The sequence below is a fragment of the Shinella sp. GW821-FHT10F02 genome (assembly GCF_058809275.1).
The window spans coordinates 546,972-568,669 of record NZ_JBXASL010000004.1 but is presented as its reverse complement, the minus strand read 5'-3'; the positions used below and the strand labels follow the sequence as shown (position 1 = coordinate 568,669).

At 64.9% G+C, this 21,698-nt stretch carries 22 protein-coding genes and 1 tRNA gene; 7 read left to right on the top strand and 16 right to left on the bottom strand.

From position 1 onward, the window contains the following. Nucleotides 1-5: 5 nt before the first annotated feature. Together AC1RWL_RS15975 and AC1RWL_RS15970 are read right to left on the bottom strand one after the other, a co-directional pair. On the bottom strand, nt 6-1,139 hold the full coding sequence (locus AC1RWL_RS15975) for an ABC transporter permease (protein ID WP_435266864.1): 1,134 nt from the start codon (nt 1,137-1,139) through the stop codon (nt 6-8). Continuing rightward, nucleotides 1,136-2,671 carry an ABC transporter ATP-binding protein gene (locus AC1RWL_RS15970; RefSeq protein WP_493095275.1) on the bottom strand — a complete coding sequence of 512 codons (1,536 nt, stop codon included), beginning with the start codon at nt 2,669-2,671 and terminating at the stop codon, nt 1,136-1,138. Before AC1RWL_RS15970 ends, AC1RWL_RS15975 begins: the two co-directional genes overlap by 4 nt. Before the next feature lie 154 nt (nt 2,672-2,825). Between AC1RWL_RS15970 and AC1RWL_RS15965 the strand changes: the two genes are divergently transcribed. Then, nucleotides 2,826-3,047 carry a SlyX family protein gene (locus tag AC1RWL_RS15965; RefSeq protein WP_435266862.1) on the top strand — a complete coding sequence of 74 codons (222 nt, stop codon included), beginning with the start codon at nt 2,826-2,828 and terminating at the stop codon, nt 3,045-3,047. A gap of 60 nt (nt 3,048-3,107) precedes the next feature. Here AC1RWL_RS15965 and AC1RWL_RS15960 read toward each other — a convergent pair whose 3' ends face one another. The 3 genes from AC1RWL_RS15960 to AC1RWL_RS15950 all read right to left on the bottom strand — a co-directional run bounded on the left by AC1RWL_RS15960 (nt 3,108) and on the right by AC1RWL_RS15950 (nt 5,346). Further along, entirely contained in the window at nt 3,108-4,100 is a 993-nt protein-coding gene (locus tag AC1RWL_RS15960; RefSeq protein WP_493095274.1) for a BMP family lipoprotein, read from the bottom strand. A gap of 230 nt (nt 4,101-4,330) precedes the next feature. Then, nucleotides 4,331-4,981, bottom strand: coding sequence for a peptide-methionine (S)-S-oxide reductase MsrA (gene msrA, locus AC1RWL_RS15955; protein ID WP_493095273.1), 651 nt, complete (start codon nt 4,979-4,981; stop codon nt 4,331-4,333). 44 nt (nt 4,982-5,025) lie between these two features. After that, entirely contained in the window at nt 5,026-5,346 is a 321-nt protein-coding gene (locus tag AC1RWL_RS15950; protein ID WP_439626008.1) for a hypothetical protein, read from the bottom strand. Between the two features lie 238 nt (nt 5,347-5,584). Here AC1RWL_RS15950 and AC1RWL_RS15945 point away from each other — a divergent pair. Together AC1RWL_RS15945 and AC1RWL_RS15940 are read left to right on the top strand one after the other, a co-directional pair. Next, a tRNA-Ser gene (locus tag AC1RWL_RS15945) sits at nt 5,585-5,674 on the top strand. Between the two features lie 84 nt (nt 5,675-5,758). After that, nucleotides 5,759-6,349, top strand: coding sequence for a class I SAM-dependent methyltransferase (locus AC1RWL_RS15940; protein WP_493095272.1), 591 nt, complete (start codon nt 5,759-5,761; stop codon nt 6,347-6,349). A 40-nt stretch (nt 6,350-6,389) separates the two neighbouring features. Here AC1RWL_RS15940 and lhpI read toward each other — a convergent pair whose 3' ends face one another. The 7 genes from lhpI to AC1RWL_RS15905 form a co-directional block, all read right to left on the bottom strand. After that, on the bottom strand, nt 6,390-8,087 hold the full coding sequence (gene lhpI, locus AC1RWL_RS15935; protein WP_493095270.1) for a cis-3-hydroxy-L-proline dehydratase: 1,698 nt from the start codon (nt 8,085-8,087) through the stop codon (nt 6,390-6,392). An 18-nt stretch (nt 8,088-8,105) separates the two neighbouring features. Continuing rightward, nucleotides 8,106-9,353, bottom strand: a complete 1,248-nt coding sequence (locus AC1RWL_RS15930) for an NAD(P)/FAD-dependent oxidoreductase (RefSeq protein ID WP_493095269.1) — start codon at nt 9,351-9,353, stop codon at nt 8,106-8,108. A 7-nt stretch (nt 9,354-9,360) separates the two neighbouring features. Continuing rightward, nucleotides 9,361-10,083 carry an amino acid ABC transporter ATP-binding protein gene (locus AC1RWL_RS15925; protein ID WP_493095268.1) on the bottom strand — a complete coding sequence of 241 codons (723 nt, stop codon included), beginning with the start codon at nt 10,081-10,083 and terminating at the stop codon, nt 9,361-9,363. Next, nucleotides 10,076-10,729 carry an amino acid ABC transporter permease gene (locus AC1RWL_RS15920; protein ID WP_493095267.1) on the bottom strand — a complete coding sequence of 218 codons (654 nt, stop codon included), beginning with the start codon at nt 10,727-10,729 and terminating at the stop codon, nt 10,076-10,078. Before AC1RWL_RS15920 ends, AC1RWL_RS15925 begins: the two co-directional genes overlap by 8 nt. A gap of 11 nt (nt 10,730-10,740) precedes the next feature. Beyond that, nucleotides 10,741-11,406 (bottom strand): amino acid ABC transporter permease, encoded by a 666-nt coding sequence (locus AC1RWL_RS15915; protein ID WP_493095266.1) that lies wholly within the window; start codon nt 11,404-11,406, stop codon nt 10,741-10,743. Between the two features lie 69 nt (nt 11,407-11,475). Further along, nucleotides 11,476-12,285 carry an ABC transporter substrate-binding protein gene (locus tag AC1RWL_RS15910; protein WP_439614767.1) on the bottom strand — a complete coding sequence of 270 codons (810 nt, stop codon included), beginning with the start codon at nt 12,283-12,285 and terminating at the stop codon, nt 11,476-11,478. A 166-nt stretch (nt 12,286-12,451) separates the two neighbouring features. Then, nucleotides 12,452-13,969, bottom strand: coding sequence for an aldehyde dehydrogenase (NADP(+)) (locus tag AC1RWL_RS15905; RefSeq protein WP_493095265.1), 1,518 nt, complete (start codon nt 13,967-13,969; stop codon nt 12,452-12,454). Between the two features lie 146 nt (nt 13,970-14,115). Between AC1RWL_RS15905 and AC1RWL_RS15900 the strand changes: the two genes are divergently transcribed. Then, on the top strand, nt 14,116-15,153 hold the full coding sequence (locus AC1RWL_RS15900; protein ID WP_493095264.1) for an Ldh family oxidoreductase: 1,038 nt from the start codon (nt 14,116-14,118) through the stop codon (nt 15,151-15,153). 36 nt (nt 15,154-15,189) lie between these two features. Here AC1RWL_RS15900 and AC1RWL_RS15895 read toward each other — a convergent pair whose 3' ends face one another. From AC1RWL_RS15895 to AC1RWL_RS15885, 3 genes are all read right to left on the bottom strand, one after another. Next, a complete protein-coding gene (locus AC1RWL_RS15895) occupies nt 15,190-15,822 on the bottom strand; it encodes a LysE family translocator (protein ID WP_493095263.1) in 633 nt (210 codons plus the stop codon). A 128-nt stretch (nt 15,823-15,950) separates the two neighbouring features. Next, complete coding sequence (locus AC1RWL_RS15890; RefSeq protein ID WP_256118258.1) at nt 15,951-16,916, bottom strand: dihydrodipicolinate synthase family protein; 966 nt, start codon at nt 16,914-16,916, stop codon at nt 15,951-15,953. Nucleotides 16,917-17,035: 119 nt separating this feature from the next. Continuing rightward, complete coding sequence (locus tag AC1RWL_RS15885; protein WP_493095262.1) at nt 17,036-17,734, bottom strand: GntR family transcriptional regulator; 699 nt, start codon at nt 17,732-17,734, stop codon at nt 17,036-17,038. Between the two features lie 184 nt (nt 17,735-17,918). Between AC1RWL_RS15885 and AC1RWL_RS15880 the strand changes: the two genes are divergently transcribed. From AC1RWL_RS15880 to AC1RWL_RS15870, 3 genes are all read left to right on the top strand, one after another. Further along, the gene (locus tag AC1RWL_RS15880; RefSeq protein WP_493095261.1) at nt 17,919-18,950 is read left to right on the top strand and encodes a trans-3-hydroxy-L-proline dehydratase; all 1,032 of its coding nucleotides are present in this window, start codon (nt 17,919-17,921) and stop codon (nt 18,948-18,950) included. Nucleotides 18,951-19,055: 105 nt separating this feature from the next. Then, the gene (locus tag AC1RWL_RS15875; RefSeq protein ID WP_493095260.1) at nt 19,056-19,733 is read left to right on the top strand and encodes a FadR/GntR family transcriptional regulator; all 678 of its coding nucleotides are present in this window, start codon (nt 19,056-19,058) and stop codon (nt 19,731-19,733) included. Further along, entirely contained in the window at nt 19,730-21,007 is a 1,278-nt protein-coding gene (locus tag AC1RWL_RS15870) for a CynX/NimT family MFS transporter (RefSeq protein WP_493095259.1), read from the top strand. Before AC1RWL_RS15875 ends, AC1RWL_RS15870 begins: the two co-directional genes overlap by 4 nt. Here AC1RWL_RS15870 and AC1RWL_RS15865 read toward each other — a convergent pair. Beyond that, nucleotides 20,971-21,660 (bottom strand): 5-formyltetrahydrofolate cyclo-ligase, encoded by a 690-nt coding sequence (locus AC1RWL_RS15865; protein ID WP_493095258.1) that lies wholly within the window; start codon nt 21,658-21,660, stop codon nt 20,971-20,973. The two genes, AC1RWL_RS15870 and AC1RWL_RS15865, sit on opposite strands and share 37 nt — an antisense overlap. Between the last annotated feature and the right edge of the window lie 38 nt (nt 21,661-21,698).

The following is a 21,698-nucleotide window of genomic DNA, read 5'->3' as shown; positions in this document are numbered from 1 at the left end:
GGCGCTCAGGCTCCCTTGGTGGCGGCGACGTCGCGGGTTTTCGGCGAAAGCGCAAGCACGACCCGCGTGATGGCCGGTCGGAACATGTGCTCCAGCGCGCCGGCAAACAGGATGACGAGACCCTGGATGATGACGATCATGTCGCGCGAGATGGAGGGCATCTCGAAGGAGATTTCCGCCCCGCCCTGGTAGAGCATGCCGAAGAGCAGTGCGGCCGGAATGATGCCCGCGGGATGCGAGCGCCCCATCAGCGCCACCGCGATGCCGACGAAGCCGGCACCCTGCACGAAATCGAGCTGCATGCGGAACTGCTCGCCCATGATCGGGTTCAGCGCCATCATGCCGGCAAGCCCGCCGGAGATCATCATGGCGATGACGATGATCCTGGCTTCCTTGATGCCGGCGTAACGCGCGGCCGCGGGGCTGTGGCCCATCGTGCGCATCTCGTAGCCGAGCCTTGTTCGCCAGATCAGCACCCAGACGCCGAAGGCGGCAACCAGTGCCAGCAGGAAGGAAATGTTGAACGGCGCCGAACCGACGGAAAGGCCGAAGATAGACATCAGCCAGTCGAGTTTCGGCAACTGGCCGCCCGCCTCGAAGGTGCGGGTTTCGAGCGACATGGAGCCGAGCGGCTTGAACACCCGATTGAGCAGGTAGTTCATCAGGCTAGCGGCGATGAAGTTGAACATGATCGTCGTGATGACGATATGGCTGCCGCGCTTGGCCTGCAGCCAGCCGGGGATCATCGCCCAGAGCGCGCCGAACAGCGCGGCGCCGAGAATGGCGATCGGGAAGAGGAGATACCAGGGCAGCACGCGGTCGAAGGAGAGGCAGGCAAGCGCCACGCCGATGCCGCCGATATAGGCCTGGCCTTCGCCGCCGATGTTGAACAGGCCGCAATGGAAGGCGACCGCGACGGCAAGGCCGGTGAAGATGAAGGTGGTCGTGTAATAGAGCGTGAAGCCGATATATTCGCCGCGGCCGAAGGCGCCGTTGATCATGTGATAGGCGGCTTCCAGCGGGCTTTCGCCGACGATGAGCACGACGAGGCCGGAAATCAGGAAGGCGACGGCGAGGTTGACGAGCGGGATCAGGCCATATTCGGCCCAGGCCGGCAGTTTCGCGTAAGGAACACTCATTCCGCGGCCTCCTTCCGGCCTTCCACACCAGCCATCAACAGGCCGAGCTCTCCTTCCGTGGCATCCGGCAGGCGCTCGCCGACGACGCGGCCGGCGAACATCACCAGGATACGGTCGGAAAGCGCGCGGATCTCGTCCAGCTCGACCGAGACGAGCAGCACGGCCTTGCCCTGGTCGCGCATCTCAATGATGCGCTTGTGAATGAATTCGATGGCGCCGACATCGACGCCGCGGGTCGGCTGACCGATGATCAGCACGTCGGGATTGCGCTCCATCTCGCGCGCCAGCACGATCTTCTGCTGGTTGCCGCCGGAGAAATTGGCGGTCTTCAGCCGCGGGTTCGGTGGGCGGATGTCATAGGCAGCGATCTTCTCCTCGGCATCGGCGCGGATCGCGTCCACATCGAGCAGCAGGCCTTTGCGGTATTTCGGGTCGTCGTGATAGCCGAGGATGGCGTTTTCGCTTTCCTCGAATTTCAGGACGAGGCCGACATGGTGGCGATCCTCCGGCACATGCGCCAGGCCGCGCTTGCGCAGCTCTGCCGGGTCGGCATTGCCGGTGACGTCGATCGGGCTGCCGTTGAGCAGCACCGTGCCGGATTTGGCGCGGCGGATGCCGGAGATCGCCTCCAGCAGTTCCGATTGGCCGTTGCCGGCAACGCCTGCAATGCCGACGATCTCGCCGGCGCGGATATCGAAGGAGACGTCGTCGACCATGGTCACGCCGCGGCTGTCGCGCACCGTCAGGTTCTTGACGGAGAATTTGACGTCCGCCGGCTTCGCCTCGCCCTTTTCGACGCGCAGCAGCACGCGACGGCCGACCATAAGCTCCGCCAGTTCCTCGACGGAGGTGTCCTTCGTCGTGCGCGTCGCCACCATCTCGCCGCGGCGCATGACGGAGACCTCGTCGGTGATCGCCATGATCTCGCGCAGCTTGTGGGTGATGAGCAGGACCGTTTTGCCCTCGTCCTTCAACTGGCCGAGGATGCGGAACAGGTGGTCGGCTTCGGGCGGCGTCAGCACGCCCGTCGGCTCGTCGAGAATGAGGATATCGGCCCGGCGGTAGAGCGCCTTCAGGATTTCCACGCGCTGCTGGATGCCGACCGGCAGTTCCTCGATCACAGCGTCCGGATCGACCTCCAGCGCATATTCCTCTTCGAGCCGCTTCAGCTCGGCGCGCGCCTTGGTGATGCCGGCATTGAGGATCTGGCTCTCTTCCGCGCCGAGCATGATGTTTTCCAGCACGGTGAAATTCTCGACCAGCATGAAGTGCTGGTGCACCATGCCGATGCCGGCGGCGATGGCGGCGTTCGGATCGCGGATATTGACCGTCTTGCCGTCGATCACGATGTCGCCGTGGTCGGCCTGGTAGAAGCCGTAGAGGATCGACATGAGGGTGGATTTGCCGGCGCCGTTTTCGCCGATGATACCGTGAATGGTGCCTTTGCGGACCTTCAGGTTGATGTTCCGGTTGGCGTGGACGAGGCCGAAGCTCTTGTCGATGCCCTTCAGTTCGATTGCCAATTCGCTCATGACGATCCACTCTTACGGGGATTTAGGGCCGACAGGCCTCCCGGCCGATCGGTCTTAGTCTTGTTGCTTCCGCCGTGCTTGTCCAGCCTGATTGCGGGTTGATGCGGCGCTCGCTATAGCTCGGGCCGCCGGCAGCGAGCGATGAGGACTAGACATGACCACGCCCGATCTTCCCGAAGACGACCGCATCGCCCGCCTGGAGGAGCACATCGCCCACCAGGCAAAGACGATCGAGGAAATGTCGGACCAGCTCGCCGAGCAATGGCGCGTCATCGAACAGGTCCGCTCGAAGCTCGACCGGTTGACGGAACGTTTCCTCACGCTGGAAGAGGGGTCCTTGGAAGCCCCGGCCATTACCCGCCCGCCGCACTATTAAGGCGTAAGGGAAAACGGAATCGGCCCGTCTGCTTTCACGCAAACGGGCCGTCAATGCCGCTTAGTAGGGGCAGGTTTCATCCGACATGTAGTCGTGCACCTTCACCGTACCGGCGATGATATCGGCGCGCGCCTTGTCGACTGCAGCTTTCATTTCCGGGGTGACGAGTGCGGCGTTGTTGTCGTCCATGGCGACATCCACGCCGTTCTCCTTGAGGCCGAGCACGTTGATGCCGGGCTTGAACGTATCGTCCTTGGCCGAGATGAAGGCGTCGTAGACAGCGACATCGACGCGTTTGAGCATCGAGGTCAGAACCTTGCCGGGGTGAAGGGCGTTCTGGTTGGAATCGACGCCGAGGCCGAGCTTGCCGGCGTCGGCCGCAGCCTGGAGAACGCCGACGCCCGTGCCGCCTGCCGCATGGTAGACGACGTCAGACCCCTGGTCGAACTGCGACTTGGCGATTTCACCGCCCTTGACTGGGTCGTTCCAGGCATCCGGCGTCGTGCCCGTATACGCTTCGAGGACGTTGTAGTCCGCGCCGAGCGACTTGGCGCCTCCGATATAGCCGCAGGCGAATTTGTGGATCAGCGGAATATCCATACCGCCGACGAAGCTGACGGTCTTCGACTTGGATGCCATGCCCGCCATGATGCCGGCGAGCCACGAGCCCTCTTCTTCCTTGAAGACGACCGAGCGGACGTTCGGCTTGTCGACGACCATGTCGATGATGGCGAACTTGGTGTCCGGATATTCGGCTGCGACCTTCTCGAGCTGGGCAGCCCAGGAGAAGCCGGCCATCACGATCGGGTTGTTGCCGTCGCTGGCGAAGCGGCGGAGCGCCTGCTCGCGCTGCGCGTCATTGGCGATTTCGAAGTCGCGGTATTCGATGCCGGTCTCGGCCTTGAACTTTTCCGCGCCATTATAGGCTGCTTCGTTGAACGACTTGTCGAACTTGCCGCCGAGGTCGTAGATGATCGCCGGCTTGATGTCCGCGGCAAAGGCGCCGGCCGACATGGCGGCGGTGGCAAGAAGGGTGAGAAGGGTTTTTTTCATTGTGCAGCCCTGTTCGCTATTGGTTTTATAGGGACCTTCCGCGCACCGCCCGAAAAGGCGCGCGACGGAGCCACCGACCCTTTCCCTTGGGTCAGGCTGGCGGCATCCTTGCACGGCTCCGGGAAAAATTCACCAGAAATTTTTCAGTTGGTAAAAAATATGAGCCGCCGGGAATGAAGGTGGAAAACCCCATTCCCGGCGGCTGGTAGCCCGATGAAAAATCTGGGAAATCAGCCGATGGCGCAGGCGACGCCCGTGCCGCGCATGCTGCAATAGCCGCCCGGGTTCTTGGCGAGATATTGCTGGTGCACGTCCTCGGCGAAGTAGAGCGGCCCCGCCTTGGCGATCTCCGTGGTGATGCGGTCCGTGCGCCCGGCGGCCGTCAGCGCCGCCTGGTAGACGTCGCGGGCGTGGCGCGCCGTGGCAAGGTCCGCCTCGTCGTCGAGATAGATCGCCGAGCGGTAGGTCGTGCCGATATCGTTGCCCTGGCGCATGCCCTGGGTCGGGTCGTGCGCCTCGAAGAAGGTCTTCAGCAGCGTTTCCAGCGAGACCGTGGCCGGGTCGTAGACGACGAGCACGACTTCGGTATGGCCGGTCAGCCCCGTCGTCGTCTCGTGATAGGTCGGGTTGGGCGTGAAACCGCCGGAATAGCCGACCGCCGTCACCCATACGCCCGGGATCTTCCAAAGCGCGCGTTCGGCACCCCAGAAGCAGCCCATGCCGAGCAGCACGGTCTTGAAACCCTCGGGATAGGGGCCTTGCAGCGGGCGCCCGTTGACGAAATGGATGGCGGATGTCGGGATGGGCTGGTCGCGGCCGGGCAGGGCTGCGTCGGGCGCGGGCATGGTGGTCTTCTTGTTGAACATGTCGATCAGGAACATATCTGGCCTCCTGGCCGGGCCGCGCGGAAGGCGGCGGGTTGGTGTCAGGCGGTGAAGCGGCCTGCGGGGGATGGGCGCTTGTAGGCGATCACCCAGAAGAACAGCGAGACGGCGAGCAGCACGGCAAAGGCCGGCTGGGAGAGCACCCACATCGCCGCCGGATCCCATGCATAGGGGTGGAGATTGCGCATGATGCCGTCGGCGACGAGCGCGATCGTATCCGGGCTTGCCGTGCTCCAGGCAACCGCTAGGGGCGTCAGCACCGGCTCGGAGGCCGAAACCGACTGGATCGCGTCGATCGTCCCCGCCATGACGGCGATGACCAGGGCAACAAGACTGATGGCCCTCAAGACGAATCGTATCATCGCGCACCCTCCTGGTGCCGCCTGCGGGAGCCTCGATTTCGCTCCGCTTCATTCCTGCCTATAAATAGGAAGACGGCCAACCTTCTGCAATCCTTCGCACCTGTGCGTGAAAGAACCTTCAAGAATCTGTCAGAAAGCGGTTGATCCCGCGTGAAACCTCGGTATATATCGCGCCGTCTCGCCGGAATGGAAACAGGAAAGCGGTCCGCGCCGGATTGACCGACGGCTGCGAGCGGATGGACAGGTGGCCGAGTGGTTGAAGGCGCACGCCTGGAAAGTGTGTATAGGGGAGACTCTATCGCGGGTTCGAATCCCGCTCTGTCCGCCATTTTTTGGCTTTTCCCTTCTATTTAGCTTTATTGAGAAGTTGCAAACGACCTGATAGAGGGTGCCTCAAATAACGGAGGTTTCTATGCAGCGTCGTTTCTTGAATGTCGGTGGCGGTTCAAAATTGACGCCGGTCCCGCCTGTTTACGAGGGCTGGGAGCATTTGCTTCTAGACATCGATCCGAAGGGCGAGCCCGAAATTTGCCTCGATGCAAGGGACTTAGCGACGCTGGAGGCGGGGCAATTCGATGCGATTTACTGCTCTCATAACTTGGAGCATTACTTTGCGCACGACGTAAAACGTGTGCTGGGTGGCTTCCATCACGTCTTGAAGGATGATGGCTTCGCTGAGATCCGGGTTCCGGATATGGGGGGCCTATTCAATGAAGTCATCGAGCGCAAATTGGATATCGATGATGTCCTCTATACGTCCGGAAGGGGTCCCATTCTGGTTCGTGATGTGATCTATGGTTTCGGTCGGGAGATTGAAGACTCCGGTGTTGATTTTTATGCCCACAAGACCGGCTTCACGCGCAAGTCACTTGCTGCGGCCCTTACCCGGGCGAACTTTCCGTATCATGTATTTACGACCGGCCGGAATCGGGAACTAGCCGTGCGCGCCTTCAAGAAGATGCCAAACCAGGAGCAGCGCGCACTCTTGGGCATCAAAGGATAACGAAACGGATTGTCTCAGGAGTTATCTAGACTGCTGACAGTCAAGCTCCATTATACTCAAAAAGCCAGGCCGGCACGCGTGGCGGAACTTGGCCGGTAATTGCGGCTTCGATGCAGTCGGCGAGGTTGCCGAAGCGGACGGTGCGGCCGGAGAGGCCGGGGCCGTAATGGGCGTATTTGCCGGAATTGGTGATGAGGGTGCGGGTCTTCGGCGGGAAGACCGGTTCGGAGATCGAGCACCAGCAGAGGTCAGGAATGACCTGGACGCCGCACTCCCTTAGTCGGGTAAGGATATCGCCGGCTTCGGCCATGATGTCGCGACCGGCGGTGACGATGACGGTGACGTCCTTGTGCCGCTTGCGGTCTCCCAGCGCATCCGCCAGGGCGCGGCATTCGGAAAGCGAGGCGTGCGGGCTGCCGATGGCGACGAGTTCGACTTCGGCCGGGCCGTCGTTGAACATCGTCCAGACGTCGATCATGTCGGCGCGTGTAATGGTGGTGTGGTCGGCATCGGCGGCGGCTGCGTCTTTCGCTTCGGGCGTGACGCCCTCGATGTGGAGCATAGGGGCGGCGGAGGTGGTGCCGAAGGCGGCGCAGAGCGCCTTCAGGTCGTCCTGCGTCGGTTTTGCAGCGGCGAGGCCGCGCAGCAGGGGGATGCGGTCGGGCGCGGCGCGGCCGGCGAGATAGCCGACGAGCGGCCAGAAGGCGTCGTCGATATTTGGCGGCAGGTCGACATCGATGATGCGAGTGGCCTTGCGGTGTTCGTCGAGATAGACGCCGGAGAGGGGCGCGCGGCCGGTCAGCGCGATGCAGAGGTCAAGGAAATCCGGATGTTTCGCCGTGCGGGCGCCAAGCACGGTGTTGGCGAAGATCACGGCGTTGGATTCGGCCCAGGCGATGGCCTCGCCGGTTTTGGGCGCGCTGTCGAGCAGGTAGGGCGAACAGGTGAATGTCGGGCGACAGCCCATGCGCACATAGGCGTCGGCGAGGCGGGCGGCGGGATCGCCGAAATCCGCCGGCACGCCCTGGGCCTGCCAGTTGGCGCGATCGACGGAGATGGCGTTCATCGTGGTGGGGATGCGCACCTTGGCGCCCATCTCGGCCATCTTTTCGGCAAATGTCAGGTTGGCGGGGCTGGCATAGATGCAGCCGTCGATATGGCCCTGCACGACGTCGACGAGCTTTTGCGCCCCCTGCTGCGCGGCCATGGCCGTCGTGATGCGCATGGCGAGCTGCACGGCAATGCCGTCGCGACCATCCAGCATGGCGCGGTCGTCTTCGGTGAGATCGAGCGTAGCGGTCGCCGGTGGCGTGACCGGGATCGTCAAGGCGTCGGTCTCGATCGCCGTCTCGCTGACCCGGGCGGTTTTTTCGCGACAGAGGGCGGCGAAGGCATCGCGCGAGACGCGCAGCACGGGCAGCGATTTGCCGAACATTTCGGCTGCGATCAGTGCGCCGAGCGTCAGCACATCCTCGGCCTCGCTGAAAACCAGGGCGGCCGGCGCACGGCCCGTCAGCGCGAGATCGAGCAGCACGCCGGAGCCGGTGCAGGAGCCGCGGCTCGACGGCATCATGAGGATGCCGCCGGTGATCGTGACGCCGTGCAGCGGGTGATGCACGTCGATGACCTTGCCGGTGGCGGGATCGACGCCGCCCCAGAAGCTCAGCGCCTCCCCCGCCGCGATGACCGGGCCGGCGGCGATGCCGGGAAGAATGCTGCGGGCGAAAAGCTCGGCCATGGGGCGGGTCCTGTGCGGCTAGAAGCGTTGCGGCGAGAAGGATGTGATGTCGATCGTCGTCGGGCGATCTGTCAACAGGTCCGCGACGAGCCGCGCGGTGCCGGCGGACTGGGTGAGGCCCAGATGGCCGTGGCCGAAGGCGTAGACGACATTTGGCGTGGCGCGGGCGCGGCCGATCGCCGGCAGGCTGTCGGGTAGCGAGGGACGGAAACCCATCCATTGCACGCCGCCTTCCGGCCTGAGGCCGGGCAGGAAGGCGCGGGCCTTTTCCAGCATGGCTTCCGACCGGCGAAAGTTCGGCGGCAGCTTCAGCCCACCGAGCTCCACCGCGCCGCCGACGCGGATGCCGGTCGAAAGCCGGGTCACGACGAAGCCATGGCCGCCGAAGGTGACCTGGGTGCGCAGGTCGAAGGCGTCGAGCGGCAGCGTCGTGTTGTAGCCGCGCTCGGTTTCGAGCGGGATGGTCTCGCCCAGGCTGCGCGCGACCTGATGGGAAAAGGCGCCGGCGGCGAGCACCACCTTTTTCGCGCGCCGCATGCCGCTCCTGGTGGTGATCTCGACGCCGTCGTCAACGGGGCGCAGGCCAAGAACCTCCGTCCGTTCGATGACGCCGCCTTTGGCTTGGAAATGATCGGCGAGCGCCAGCGTATAGAGTTTCGGATCGGCGATCGAATACCAGCCGGGCGTGAACGTGCCGTGCGTGAAGCGCGGGGCGAGGCCGGGCTGGACCGCCGCCATGGCGCTCGCGTCCATGTGGTGGAATTCGATGCCGTGTTTTTCGCGCACTTTCCAGCCGGGCAGCGAGGCGTTCAGTTCAGCCTGGCTTTCATAGACCTGGAGGTTGCCCTCCTTGCGCAGCATTGCGGCCGTGCCAGTCTCGCTGAGGAGAGGCTCCAGTTCCGTCCTGGAGAGGTCCATCAGCGCGGTTTGCGCAGCGGTGGAATGGGCGACGCGGCTGGCCGCGCAGGCGCGCCAAAAGCGGAACATCCACGGCGCGATCTGCACGGCATAGGACGGCGGGATGCTGAGCGGCCCGAGCGGGTCGAGCAGCCATTTCGGCGCCTTCTTCAAAATACCGGGCGAGGCGAGCGGCAGGATGTCGGTGAAGGCGAAGGCGCCCGCATTGCCGGCGGAAGCGCCGGCGGCCGGCGCCTCGCGTTCCAGCACGGTGACGGAGAGGCCACGCGCCTGCACGGCGATGGCCGCCGAAAGCCCGACGACGCCGGCGCCGATCACCACGACATCGGGCATGGTTTCAGTCTTCATCATGGCCTCAATGGGTGGCGGAGAGGAAGTTTTGCAGCTCGGGATCTTTTGGCGCGCCAAAAAGCGTTTCCGGCGGTGCGATCTCGGCCATCACGCCCTTGTGGAAGAAGGCGACGCGGTCGGAGACTTCGCGGGCGAACTTCATTTCATGCGTGACGCAGATCATCGTCATGCCCTCGGAGGCGAGCATGCGAAGCGTATCGAGCACTTCGCCGACGAGCTGCGGATCGAGCGCCGAGGTCACTTCGTCGAACAGCATGTAGGCCGGCGACATGGCGAGTGCGCGGGCAATCGCCATGCGCTGCTGCTGGCCGCCGGACATGCGGTTCGGATAGACCTTCAGCTTGTCGCCGAGGCCGACATGGGTGAGCTGCTTGACGGCCATCGCCTCCGCCTCGGCCTTCGACTGGCCGAGCACCTTGCGGGGCGCGAGCATGACGTTTTCCAGCACCGTGAGGTGCGGGAAGGCGTTGAACTGCTGGAAGACGATGCCGAGCTTGCGGCGCAGCTTGTTGAGGTCCGTCGCCTTGGCATGCACGTCGGTGCCATCCACCACGATGCGGCCGGCATCGATGGTCTCCAGCCCGTTGATGCAGGTGAGCAGCGTCGACTTGCCGGAGCCCGAGCCGCCGATGATGGTCAGCACCTCGCCCTTCCGGACGGTGAGGTTGATCCCCTTCAGCACTTCCAGCGAGCCAAAGGATTTGCGGACGTTTTCGATCTCAATCATTGGGGGACCACCGTTTTTCGAGATAGCCGCCAAGCCGGGCTATGGGGAAGCTGATGATGAAGTAGATGGCGCCGCAGATGAGCAGGATGAACAGCGGTTCCTGCAGGCGCGTGACGAGGATCTGCGAGGCGCGGAGCAGCTCGATCAGGCCGAGCCAGAGCACGAGCGCCGAATCCTTCATGACGCCGAGCGTGAGCCCGATCCAGGAGGGCAGCGAGACGCGGGTGGCGAGCGGCGCCACGATGTAGCGCATGTCCTGCCACCAGGTCATGCCGAGCGAGCGGGCCGCGCGGCGTGTGGTCAGCGGCACGGAGGAGATGCCGCCGCGCACGATCTCGGTGCAATAGGCGGCGGTGTAGAGCGACAGCACCACGCAGGAGGTGGTGAAGGGCGCCCAGCCGAGCTTCATGATCGATTGCGCCGCATTGCCGAGCACGAGCTGGATGAGCAGCGGCACGGAGCGGAAGACATCGAGCAGGAAGGTGAGCGGCATCGACCAGTAGGGGCCGGCCTGGTTGCGGACGACGCCGAAGATGACGCCGAGCACGGTGCCGGCCAGCACGGAGACGGCGGTGACGGCGAGCGTCATGGCCGCGCCCTTGGCGAGGAAGCCGAGATCGGCCAGCGTGAGAGCGGTATCGAACATGGTTTACCCTCTCAGTAGCGGAACATGCGCGTGGCGGCGATGCGCGCTGCCAGCGTCACGGCCTTGGCGATCAGGTAGTAGATGACCGCCGCGAGCGCGAAGAATTCGAAGGTCCGGAAGGAGACCGCGTTCAGCGCCTGCGTGACGCCTGCAAGATCCGTGTTCATGCCGACGGTAACGCCGAGCGAGGTCATCAGGATCGCCCAGACCGCCTGGTTGGTGGCCGGCAGGAAGGCGATGCGCAGCATCTGCGGCATGACGATGTAGCGGAAGGCCATGAGCGGCGTCATGCCGAGCGAACGGCCGGCACGGGTCTGTGTCTCGGGGATCGCCTTCAGCGCGCCGCGAAAATTCTCCGCGAGATAGCCGGCATTGTTGAAGGCGATGCCGACGAGCAGCGCCGTGTAGGGGCTGAGGTGGATGCCGAAGCTGCCGAGGCCGAAATGCGCCATGTAGATCTGGAAGAGGGCGGGCGTGTTGCGCGCGATCTCGACCCAGGCCGCGGTGAAGCCGGAGAGGATGCGGTTGCCGGAGAGCCGGAACAGCGTCAGCGCCATGGCAACGGCAAGGCCGATGACCATGGAGAGAAGCGCGATCTGCAGCGTGACCAGCGCCCCGTCGAGGAGCTGCGGCAGTGCCTTCAGCGCCTGATTCCAGTGGAAGGTGTAGTTGAACATGCCGTCTCACCTTTTGGAAATGAGGAACGGCGCGGGAGAAGAACCCGCGCCGCCTTGGAAACGGCTCTCTTAGCGGTAGACGCCGCCGACCGAGAGGTCCGGCACGTCACCGCCGACCCACTTCTCGTAGAGTTCCTTGTAGCGGCCGGTGCGAACCTGCTGGTTGATGAAGAGGTTCAGGTAGTTGATCAGGCCGTATTCTTCGCGGTTGGTGAAGAGCGCGACATAGTCGATGTCATAGGGCGCCTTGCCGACGACGGAGATGCCGGGGAACTTGCCGGTCTTGACATTGGCCTGGGCGACCGTCGAGGTGGAGACCGTGGCGTCGATCTGGCCCTGGCTCAGCGCCAGGAACACGTCGGCCTGTGTCTGGTACGGGCGGAACTCGCCGGCGCCCCATGCCTTGACCGAGTTTTCCAGCGCGATGGCCTCGAAGGTGCCGGCAGTGGCGCCGACCGTCTTGCCCTTCATGTCCTCAAAAGACTTGACGCCCGACTTGTCATTGGCGGTGACGGCCATTTCGAAGGCGAAGTAGGGGATCGTCATGCCGACGGTCTTGGCACGCTCCAGCGTATCGGAGGTCGAGGCGACGCCGACATCGACGCGGCCGGACATCAGGGCCGGGATGCGCTCCGGGAAGGGCGTTTCGACAATCTCGGCGGTGACGCCGAGCGCCTTGGCGAGGTCGTTGCAATAATCGACGTCGAAACCGATCGGGTTGTTGCTCTCGTCGCGCGCGCCCATCGGCGGGAAGTCGAGCACGACGGCGCAGCGCAGCGTGCCGGACGCGATGATGTCGTCCAGCTTGTCGGCCTGGGCCGGGCTGGTCAGAGCGGTGGCGGCCACGAGGCCGAAGGCGAGGACCGAGGTCTTCTTCATTACTCTCTCCCTGGATTGGTCAGTCGATTCCGTCGGCGCAGGTTCCTCCTTCGCCAAAACGGTAACCGGCCTTAAAATACAACTAATATACAAAAAGTATATACCGGGGACGCAGAAAATATGCAGGCCGGGTCGCCCTTTCGGACAGCCCGGCCAAAGCGCTGAATCAGTTGAGGAAATCTTCCGGCAACAGGCCTTCCGGCATGTTCTGATAGGAGACAGGGCGCAGGAAACGGCGGATCGACATCGTGCCGACGCTCGTCGCGCCGAAATTCGTCGAGGCCGGGTAGGGGCCGCCATGCACCATGGAATCCACCACTTCCACGCCGGTCGGGAAGCCGTTGACCAGCACGCGGCCGGCCTTGCGCTCCAGGACCGGGCGCAGGCGCTTGGCGGCGTCGAGGTCGCCCGCATCCATGTGGATGGTCGCCGTCAGCTGGCCCTCGAACGTGCGGGCCAGCGCTTCCATCTCGTCGAGCGAGCCGACGCGCACGACGAGGCCGAGCGGGCCAAAGACTTCTTCCGAAAGTGCGTGGTCGGCGAGGAACTGGTCGCCGGAGATCTCGAAGAGGTTCGGCAGCGCGGTGCGGCCGGTGGACTCGCTCGAAAACAGCGGCTTCACCGTGTTGCGGCTTTCGAAACGCGCCTGGCCGTCGTGATAGGCCTTGGCGATGCCGTCGGTCAGCATGGTCTGCGGGCCGACGTTGCCGAGCGCTTCCACGGCGGCGGCGGTGAAACGGTCGGCGTCGGGGCTATCCGTCACGATGGCGATGCCCGGATTGGTGCAGAACTGGCCCGCACCCATGGTGAGCGAGCCCGCCCAGCCCTGGCCGAGCCCTTCGGCCCGTGCCTTCAGCGCTTCCGGCAGCAGGAACATCGGGTTGACCGAGCCGAGTTCGCCGAAGAACGGGATCGGCTCGGGACGCGCGGCGCAGAGGTTGAACAATGCGCGACCGCCGGCGAGCGACCCGGTGAAGCCGACGGCCTTGATCAGCGGATGCTGCACCACAGCCTCGCCGACCTGGCGATTGCCGCCCTGGATGAGCGAGAAGACCCCCGGATGCACGCCGGTCTTGCGGATCGCGGCCTCGATTGCCTCGGCGACGATCTCGCCGGTGCCCGGATGGGCGGAGTGACCCTTCACCACGACGGGGCAACCGGCGGCAAGCGCTGCGGCGGTATCACCGCCGGCGGTCGAGAAGGCGAGCGGGAAGTTCGAGGCGCCGAACACGGCGACCGAACCGATCGGCCGCTGGATCAGGCGGATTTCGGTGCGCGGCATCGGCTCGCGGTTGGGAAGGGCTGCGTCGAAGCGGCGGTCGAGATAGTCGCCCTTCTCGATGTGGTCGGCGAAGAGGCGGAGCTGGCCGGTCGTGCGGCCGCGTTCACCCTGCAGGCGGGCTTCCGGCAGGCCGGTTTCCTGACTGCCGATCTCGGTGATCGCTTCGGCGCGCGCCTCGATCTCGTCGGCAATGGCGCGAAGAAAACCGGCGCGTGTCGCGCGCGACGCATAACCGTAGCTGAGGAAGGCTTCTTCGGCCGCTTGCGCGGCACGATCGACCAGCGCCACGGTGCCGGTCGCGAAGCTGTGCGCCGGCCCATGGGCAGGCGAGGACGTGAAGGTGCCGTCGCCATCCAGCCATTCGCCGGCGACGAGGTGTTTACCGTTGGGAGTGAAAGCCATTTGACGTACCTTTCTCGCGGAATAGGGATTCGCCCTCACGAGACTTCGGGTGGGCGAATTGCACTTGTCGAAATCTTGTATACTCTATGTATGCAAATACTCAATCACCAACTGCCGCAGCCGGCATCAGCCTTGAGAGACGAACGATGACGCAAACCTCCACCTTGACGATTGCCGACCTCTACACGCGCGTCGAAGCGATCTTCCGCAAGGCCGGATTGAACGACGTGCAGGCCGGCGCGCTCGCCCGGGTGATCGTCGCCGGCGAGCGCGATGCCTGCAAATCGCACGGCATCTATCGCATCGAGGGCGCGCTGCGCACGGTGAAGGCAGGCAAGGTCAATCCGCAGGCGGTGCCGGAGCTGGAGTTGAACGAGGGCACGGCCATCGTGAAGGTCAATGCGAATGGCGGCTTTGCCAACCCGGCCTTCGAGCTTGGCGTGCCGGCGCTTGCCGAGCGTGCCCGCAAGCTCGGCCTCGCCTCCCTCGTCATCAACGACTGCACGCACTTCTCCGCGCTTTGGCCGGAAGTCGAAGCCGTGACCAACGAAGGCCTGGCCGGGCTCGTCATGTGCCCGAGCTACGCGACCGTGGCGCCGACCGGCGGCAACAAGCCGCTGTTCGGCACCAATCCCTTCGCCTTCGGCTGGCCGCGCCCGAACCAGTCGCCCTACGTCTTCGACTTCGCCACCTCGGTCGCCGCCCGCGGCGAGATCGAGCTGCATCGCCGTGCCGGCAAAAAATTGCCGGAAGGCTGGGCGATCGACGCCGAAGGCAACCCGACGACGGACCCGGAAGCGGCCCTTGCCGGTGCCATGCTGCCCTTCGGCGGCCACAAGGGGTCTGCCATCAGCACGATGATCGAGCTTCTCGCCGGCGTCATGATCGGCGACCTCACAAGCCCCGAAGCGCTCGCCCAGCTCGGCACGACGACGCTCGCACCCGCCCATGGCGAGCTGATTATCGCCATGTCGCCGGAAGCTTTCTCCGCCGGCCGGCCCGGCGATCCCTTCGCCCGTGCCGAAGTGCTGTTCGAGGCGATCGTCGGGCAGGGCGCGCGCCTGCCCTCGCAGCGCCGCTTCGTCGCCCGCAAAAAATCCGAGGCGGACGGCGTCACGTTGACGGCCGCCGAGATCGAGCAGCTGGATCGCCTTCAGGAAAAGGGCCTCGACGCCGTGTCATGATGGCCTTGGACCGCGGCGTCGTCGCTGCCGCGGTTCTCAGCCCTTTTGCAGGGCGAGATGGGCGCCGAGACCGATGAGCACGGTCCCGCCCGCCTTGCGTACCAGCGCCTGCACCCCGCTCGACCGCTTCAGCCGCGCGAGGATCACATCCGCCAGCAGCACGCTGACCACGTCGGCGAAGGTGAAGATCAGGTTGACCACCGTCCCGAGAATGGTGAGCTGCGCCCAGATCGGCAGCCCCGCGGTGCTGTCGACGAACTGCGGCAGGAAGGCGAGGAAGAAGATCGCCGTCTTCGGATTGAGGATCTCGACCGTGACGCTTTGGACGAAGGCCCGCCGCGCGTTTTTCGGAACGGTTTCCGACCCACTTTCCTCTTGTACGTCCTTCGAGCGGAATAGCGAAATACCGAGCCAGATCAGATAGGCCGCACCCGCAAGCTTGACGCCGGTATAGGCGACGGGAACCGCATGAAACAACGCGGAAAGCCCGGCCGCGGCAGCAATAATATGGGCGTAGGCGCCGAGATGAATGCCGAACACCGCCATCAGCCCGGCCTTGCGCCCGCCCGCCATCGTCCGGGCGGCGGCATAGAGCATCGCGGGGCCAGGAATGAAGGCAAAGATCGCCGTGGTGACGGCAAAGGCAAGCAGCACGTCCAGGGAAGGCATTTCGGTTTCCTCTCGTTCGGTTCGGCCGTGACCGTCGCAGAAGAGGTTCGCTGCGGCAATCCCAAACGAACACCGCCCGCAGCGTCGGCTGCGGGCGGTGAGCATGTTCAAAGAAGGAACAGCCTGGATCAGGCGGCCTTGTAGGTCTGGACGGCGCCCGGCAGCTTGCTCCATTCGGCATACCAGGTGTCGAACAGCTTCAGCTGGGTTTCGACATAGCCGCGCTGGCTGTCGGAGAGCGCATCGTCCTCATTGAAGTGCAGCGTGTATTCCGCGTCGCCCTTCAGCACCATCATATGCTTGAAGTAGAGCACGAGGTCCGGCCCTTCGTCGAAGGAGGAGAGCACGCCGAGTGCCGATTCCAGTTCCAGCGCGCGGCTGCGGGCATCCGCGTCGCCCTTGGCGGCGGCCTGTGCGAGGTTGCACATATGGAGCACTTCCTTCGGCAGCACGCAGCCGATGCCGGTGATCGCGCCGACGGCGCCGCAATTGACGAAGCCGTGGAACACGCAGGTATCGACGCCGATCATCAGCGAGACGTCGTCATCGCGGCTGGTGATGTTTTCCGCCGCATAACGCATGTCGGCAGCGCCGCCGAATTCCTTGAAGCCGACGAGGTTCTTGTGGTCCTGGCGCAGCGCGAAGAACAGGTCGGCGCGGGTGGCGAAGCCGTAATAGGGGCTGTTGTAGATGACGGCCGGCAGGTCGGGAGCGGCCGACAGGATCGCCTTGAAGTGGTTCTTCTGGGCGGCGACGACGGTGCCGCGCGACAGCACGCGCGGAATGACCATCAGGCCATGCGCGCCGACCTTCTGGGCATGCGCGGCATGCGCCACGGCGGAGGCGGTGTTGACCGCGCCGGTGCCGACGATGACCGGAATGCCGGCCTTCACCAGGCGCTCGACGCCTTCCATGCGCTGCGCGTCCGTGAGCAGCGGCCAGTCACCCATCGAGCCGCAATAGACGACGGCGGACATGCCCTTTTCGATGAGTTCCTTACCCTTGCGCACCAGCGCGTCGAAGTCCGGGCTGCGGTCATCCTTGCAGGGCGTCATCAGGGCGGGGATCACGCCGGAAAAAATCTTGGCCTTCATGTCGGTCTCCTCTCGGGCTGTTCGGTCGGTCTGGCGGGCCGGCGCAAGGCCTCCCCCGTTTCATGATAGGGGTTATAGCATCTTGTATTTTATTTGTCGACAAGAAAAATACAGTTGCGTCACAAGGCAATGTCGAGCCTGTCGTTGCGGCTGAACAGCTTCTGCACCTGCGCCACGATCTGCTCGGCATGGGCCTTGCCCAGCCGGTCGGCCGCCTCGACGTCACGCGCCTCGATCGCGGCGATGATCTCCGCATGTTCATCGACGAAGCGCTGTGGAAACTGCTCCTCATAGGACTGGTAGTAGAGCCGCAAGATCCGCCGCGCCTCGTCGAGAAGCCGGCGAAACAATCCGGTGAAATAGGGGTTGCGGCCCGCCTCGGCGATCGCGGCATGGAAGGCGACGTTGGTGGCGATCATCGCCAGCGTGTCGCGCGCCTTGACCGCCGCCGCATAATCCTCGTGAAAACCGCGAATGATCGGCAGGTCCTCCGGCCGGTGGCTCTGCGCTGCCAGCCGCGTCGTCACCCGGTACATCAGCACCAGAGCGTCGAAGAGCGTGTTGAGGTTGAGGAAGTCGATGTTCGACACCATGGTGGAACGGTTCGGCAGGGTCTCGATCAATCCTTCGCCGGCAAGCCGCACCAGCGCCTCGCGGATCGGCGTGCGCGACATCTTGAACCGCTCGGCAAGCTGCACCTCGTCGACCGGGCTGCCGGGCGTGATCTTCAGGTCGAGGATCTCGTCGCGCAGAAGGTCGTAGACCATCTTTACGCCGGAGCCTCGCTTGCGTTCGGGCAGGGAATCGGTATCACTCATCGAAAAATCCTCTTGTCGACATAAGAAATACAATTCTCTGTCGGCTCTATCAATCGTTTTAAGGGAGCCCTTTGGCGAAAGCGCCGTCAAGCCGTCAGAAGGAATAGTTCGGCGCTTTGTCGCCGAGGTTCGGGCCGCAAGTCGGCTCGCAGGGTGAAAACGTTCGAAAATCGGAGAAAGTGCCATGCGCAGCAGCAAGGTCATCCATATCGTCTCCTGCCACGCCGAGGGCGAGGTGGGCGATGTCATCGTCGGCGGCGTCGCGCCGCCGCCCGGCGCCACGCTCTGGGAGCAGCGCAACTTCATCGCCGAGGACAAGACGTTGCGCAATTTCGTGCTGAATGAACCGCGCGGCGGCGTCTTCCGCCACATCAACCTGCTGGTGCCGCCGAAGGACCCGCGCGCCACCATGGGCTTCATCATCATGGAGCCGGAGGACACGCCGCCGATGTCCGGCTCGAACTCGATCTGCGTCTCCACCGTGCTGCTCGACAGCGGCATCGTGCCGATGGTCGAGCCGGAAACCCATATGATCCTTGAGGCGCCGGGCGGGCTGGTCAACGTCGTCGCCACCTGCCGCAACGGCAAGGCCGAGCGCATCACCGTCACCAACGTGCCCTCCTTCGCCGACAGGCTGGATGCCAAGCTGGAGGTCGAAGGCCTCGGCACGCTCACCGTTGACACGGCCTATGGCGGCGACAGTTTTGTGTTCGCCGACGCCCGCGCGCTCGGTTTTGCGATCACGCCGGACGAGGCCCGCGAACTCGCCGAAACCGGCATCCGCATCACCAAGGCCGCCAACGAACAGCTCGGCTTCACCCATCCGGAAAATCCGGAATGGAATCACATCTCCTTCTGCCAGCTCACGCTGCCGGTCGAGGAGCGCGACGGCGCGCTGCACGGCCGCAACACCGTCGTCATCCAGCCGGCAAAACTCGACCGCTCGCCGACCGGCACGGGCTGCTCGGCGCGCATGGCGGTGCTGCATGCCCGCGGCCAGATCAAGGTCGGCCAGTCCTTCTCCGGCTATTCGATCCTCGATTCGCGCTTCGATTGCCGCATCGTCGGCGAAACGACGGTCGGCGGGCGCCCCGCCATCGTGCCGGAAATCTCCGGCCGCGCCTGGATCACCGGCACCAGCCAGGTCATGCTCGATCCGGACGATCCGTGGCCGGCGGGCTACCGCTTGGCCGATACCTGGCCGCGCAAGCAGTAACCCTTCTCTCCCGGCGGCACGGCGAAAGCATGTGCCGCCGGAATTGCTTTGATCTTTTTCAGAAATCGCGATAATCACCAAGTCATATGATGACTTGGTGATTTTATGCGCTCTCTCAGCAAAACCAACCTTGCCGATACCGCCGTCGAGGCGATCCGCACGGAAATCCTTCGCCAGCGCTGGGCGATCGGCGAAAAGCTGCCGAACGAGGCAGCACTGTCGGCCATGCTGTCGGTGAGCCGCGGCACGGTGCGCGAGGCCGTGCGCGTTCTCGTCTCGCAGGGCTATCTGGAGACGCGGCAGGGCTCCGGCACCTATGTACTCTCCACCGCCGATACGAGCCGCCCGCTCACCATGGCGCGCCGCGCCGGCCTGCGCGACCAGTTCGAGGCGCGCCTGGCGCTCGATGCGCAGGCCGCGCGGCTTGCGGCGCTGCGCCAGACGCCGGCAGCGATCGCCGGGCTTCGCGCCCTGCTCGCCGAGCGCGGCAATTACGAGGGCGGTGACAAGACGGCCTTCATCGCCCGCGATCTCGCCTTCCACCAGGCGGTGATCGCCGCATCGGGTAACAGTGTGCTGGTCGGCATGTTCGATTTCTTCTCGGCGCTGATCACGGAGACCATCGAAGCGACGCTCGGCGAGGACCTGCCGGAGCCGGACATGGCGGCCCATGCCGCGATCGTCGACGCCATCGAAGGCGGCGATCCGGATGCGGCGGATGCGGCGGTGCGCCGCTTCATGGCGCCCGTGCTTTCCGCCCTCGACCGGTTGCTGATGTCATGAGAAATCCCGACCCGAACGATCCCGGCGCCATCGACCTGATCGACGCCGAAGCCGACAGCGTGCCGGCGCCCGCACCGCACCGGCCGCCGACGCCGGTTGCCCGCTTCCTGCTCGGCGCCAGCCTCGTGCTCATCGCCTTCAACCTGCGGCCCGTCTTCTCCAGCGCCTCGGCGCTGCTGCCGGAAATCCGGGACCATCTCGACCTCTCCGCCACTGGCGCCAGCCTGCTGACGACGCTGCCTGTCGTCTGCCTCGGCCTGTTTTCGCCGCTGGCGCCGCGGCTTGCCCAGCGCATCGGCACGGAGCGCACGCTGCTCGTCGTGGTCTTCCTGCTGGCGCTCGGTACGGCGCTGCGTGGTTTGTCCTCCCTGCCGTTGCTGTTCGTCGGCACGGCGCTTGCCGGCGCCTGCATCGCGGTCGGCAATGTCCTGCTGCCCGGCCTCGTCAAACGCGATTTTCCGGACAAGGCGGCGCTGATGACGGGTTGCTACACGATGGCGCTCTGCGCCGGTGCCGCGGGTGCCGCCGGCCTGACGCTGCCGATCGAGCATGCGCTTGGCGGCTCGCTCGATGGCGCGCTGGCGGTCTGGGCGGTGCCGGCCGTCATCGTCGGCCTGCTCTGGTTGCCGCAGGTGCTGTCCACGCGCATGCAGGCCAAGCGCGCCGGCTTCCACGTCGAAGGCCTGTGGCGCGACCGGGTTGCCTGGCAGGTCACGCTTTTCATGGGCCTGCAATCGGCACTCGCCTATTGCGTCTTCGGCTGGCTGGTGCCGATCCTGCGCGAACGCGGGCTCGATGGCGTGACGGCCGGCGCCATCGTCTCCATGTCGGTGATGGTGCAGGCCGGCGCCTGCCTCGTCGCGCCACACCTGGCGGTGCGCGGCAAGGATCAGCGGCTGATCAATGTCGCGCTCTGCGGCATCGCCGTCGTCGCCCTTCTCGGGCTGCTCTTCGCGCCGCTGTGGACGGTTTGGTTCTGGGCGGTGCTGCAGGGCATCGGGCAGGGCGGGCTGATCGCGGTGGCGATGACCGTCATCGTGCTGCGCACCCGCGATCCGCATGTCGCGGCGCATCTTTCCGGCATGGCGCAATGCATCGGCTACCTGCTCGCCGCCATCGGGCCGCTCGTCGTCGGCCTCATTCGCGGCTGGACCGGCAGTTTTGCCTGGAGCGCGGTGCTTTTCGTGGCGCTCGGCCTCGGCGCCGCGGTGAACGGCTGGTTTGCCGGGAGGGCGCTTTATGTAAATGCGCACACGGTGGAAACCGCGGGCTGAACGGTGCCCGCCTCGGTCACGATGATGTCCATCGCAATGTCGTGCGGCTGCGGATAGATCGTCGCCAGCCGCGCGGCGCTGTAGCCGACACCGATGACCCGCGGCCGTGCCGGCATGGCCGCCAGCGTGCGATCGAAGAAACCGCCGCCATAACCGAGCCGGTAGCAGGCGGCATCGTAGCCGACGACTGGCGCGAGCACGATATCCGGCAGGCAGGGGCGCGCTTCCGCCGGGATGGGAATGTTCCAGACGCCGCGCGACAGCGCCTCGCCCGATTGCCAGAGGTGGAATTCCAGCGGCCGCCCCTTCTCGATGACCACCGGCAGCGCCGTCCTGCCGCCGCGCCTCACCACTTCGTCAAGCAGCGGCCGAAGGTCCGGCTCGCCGCGAAAAGGCCAGTAAGCGCTGAGGATGCGGCCGCTGACATCACCGATTTCCGCCAGCACGCCGGCGGCGATCGCCTCGCCTTGGGAGGCCCGCGACTCCGCAGGCACCGCGCGCCGCGCCGCGATCAGCCGCTCGCGTTCGTGTTTGCGCCAGCGATTGACATCGGTCCAGGTCTGCCGGTCGGGCAGGCCCAGATAGGCCGGATCGACCTCGTGCATGAAGCAGGCCGGCGAGGCGAAGGTGGCGGGAACGTCGTCGTCATCCATGAAGTCGGCCTCCGTCGGGTGGCTTGCCGTCAGAATGC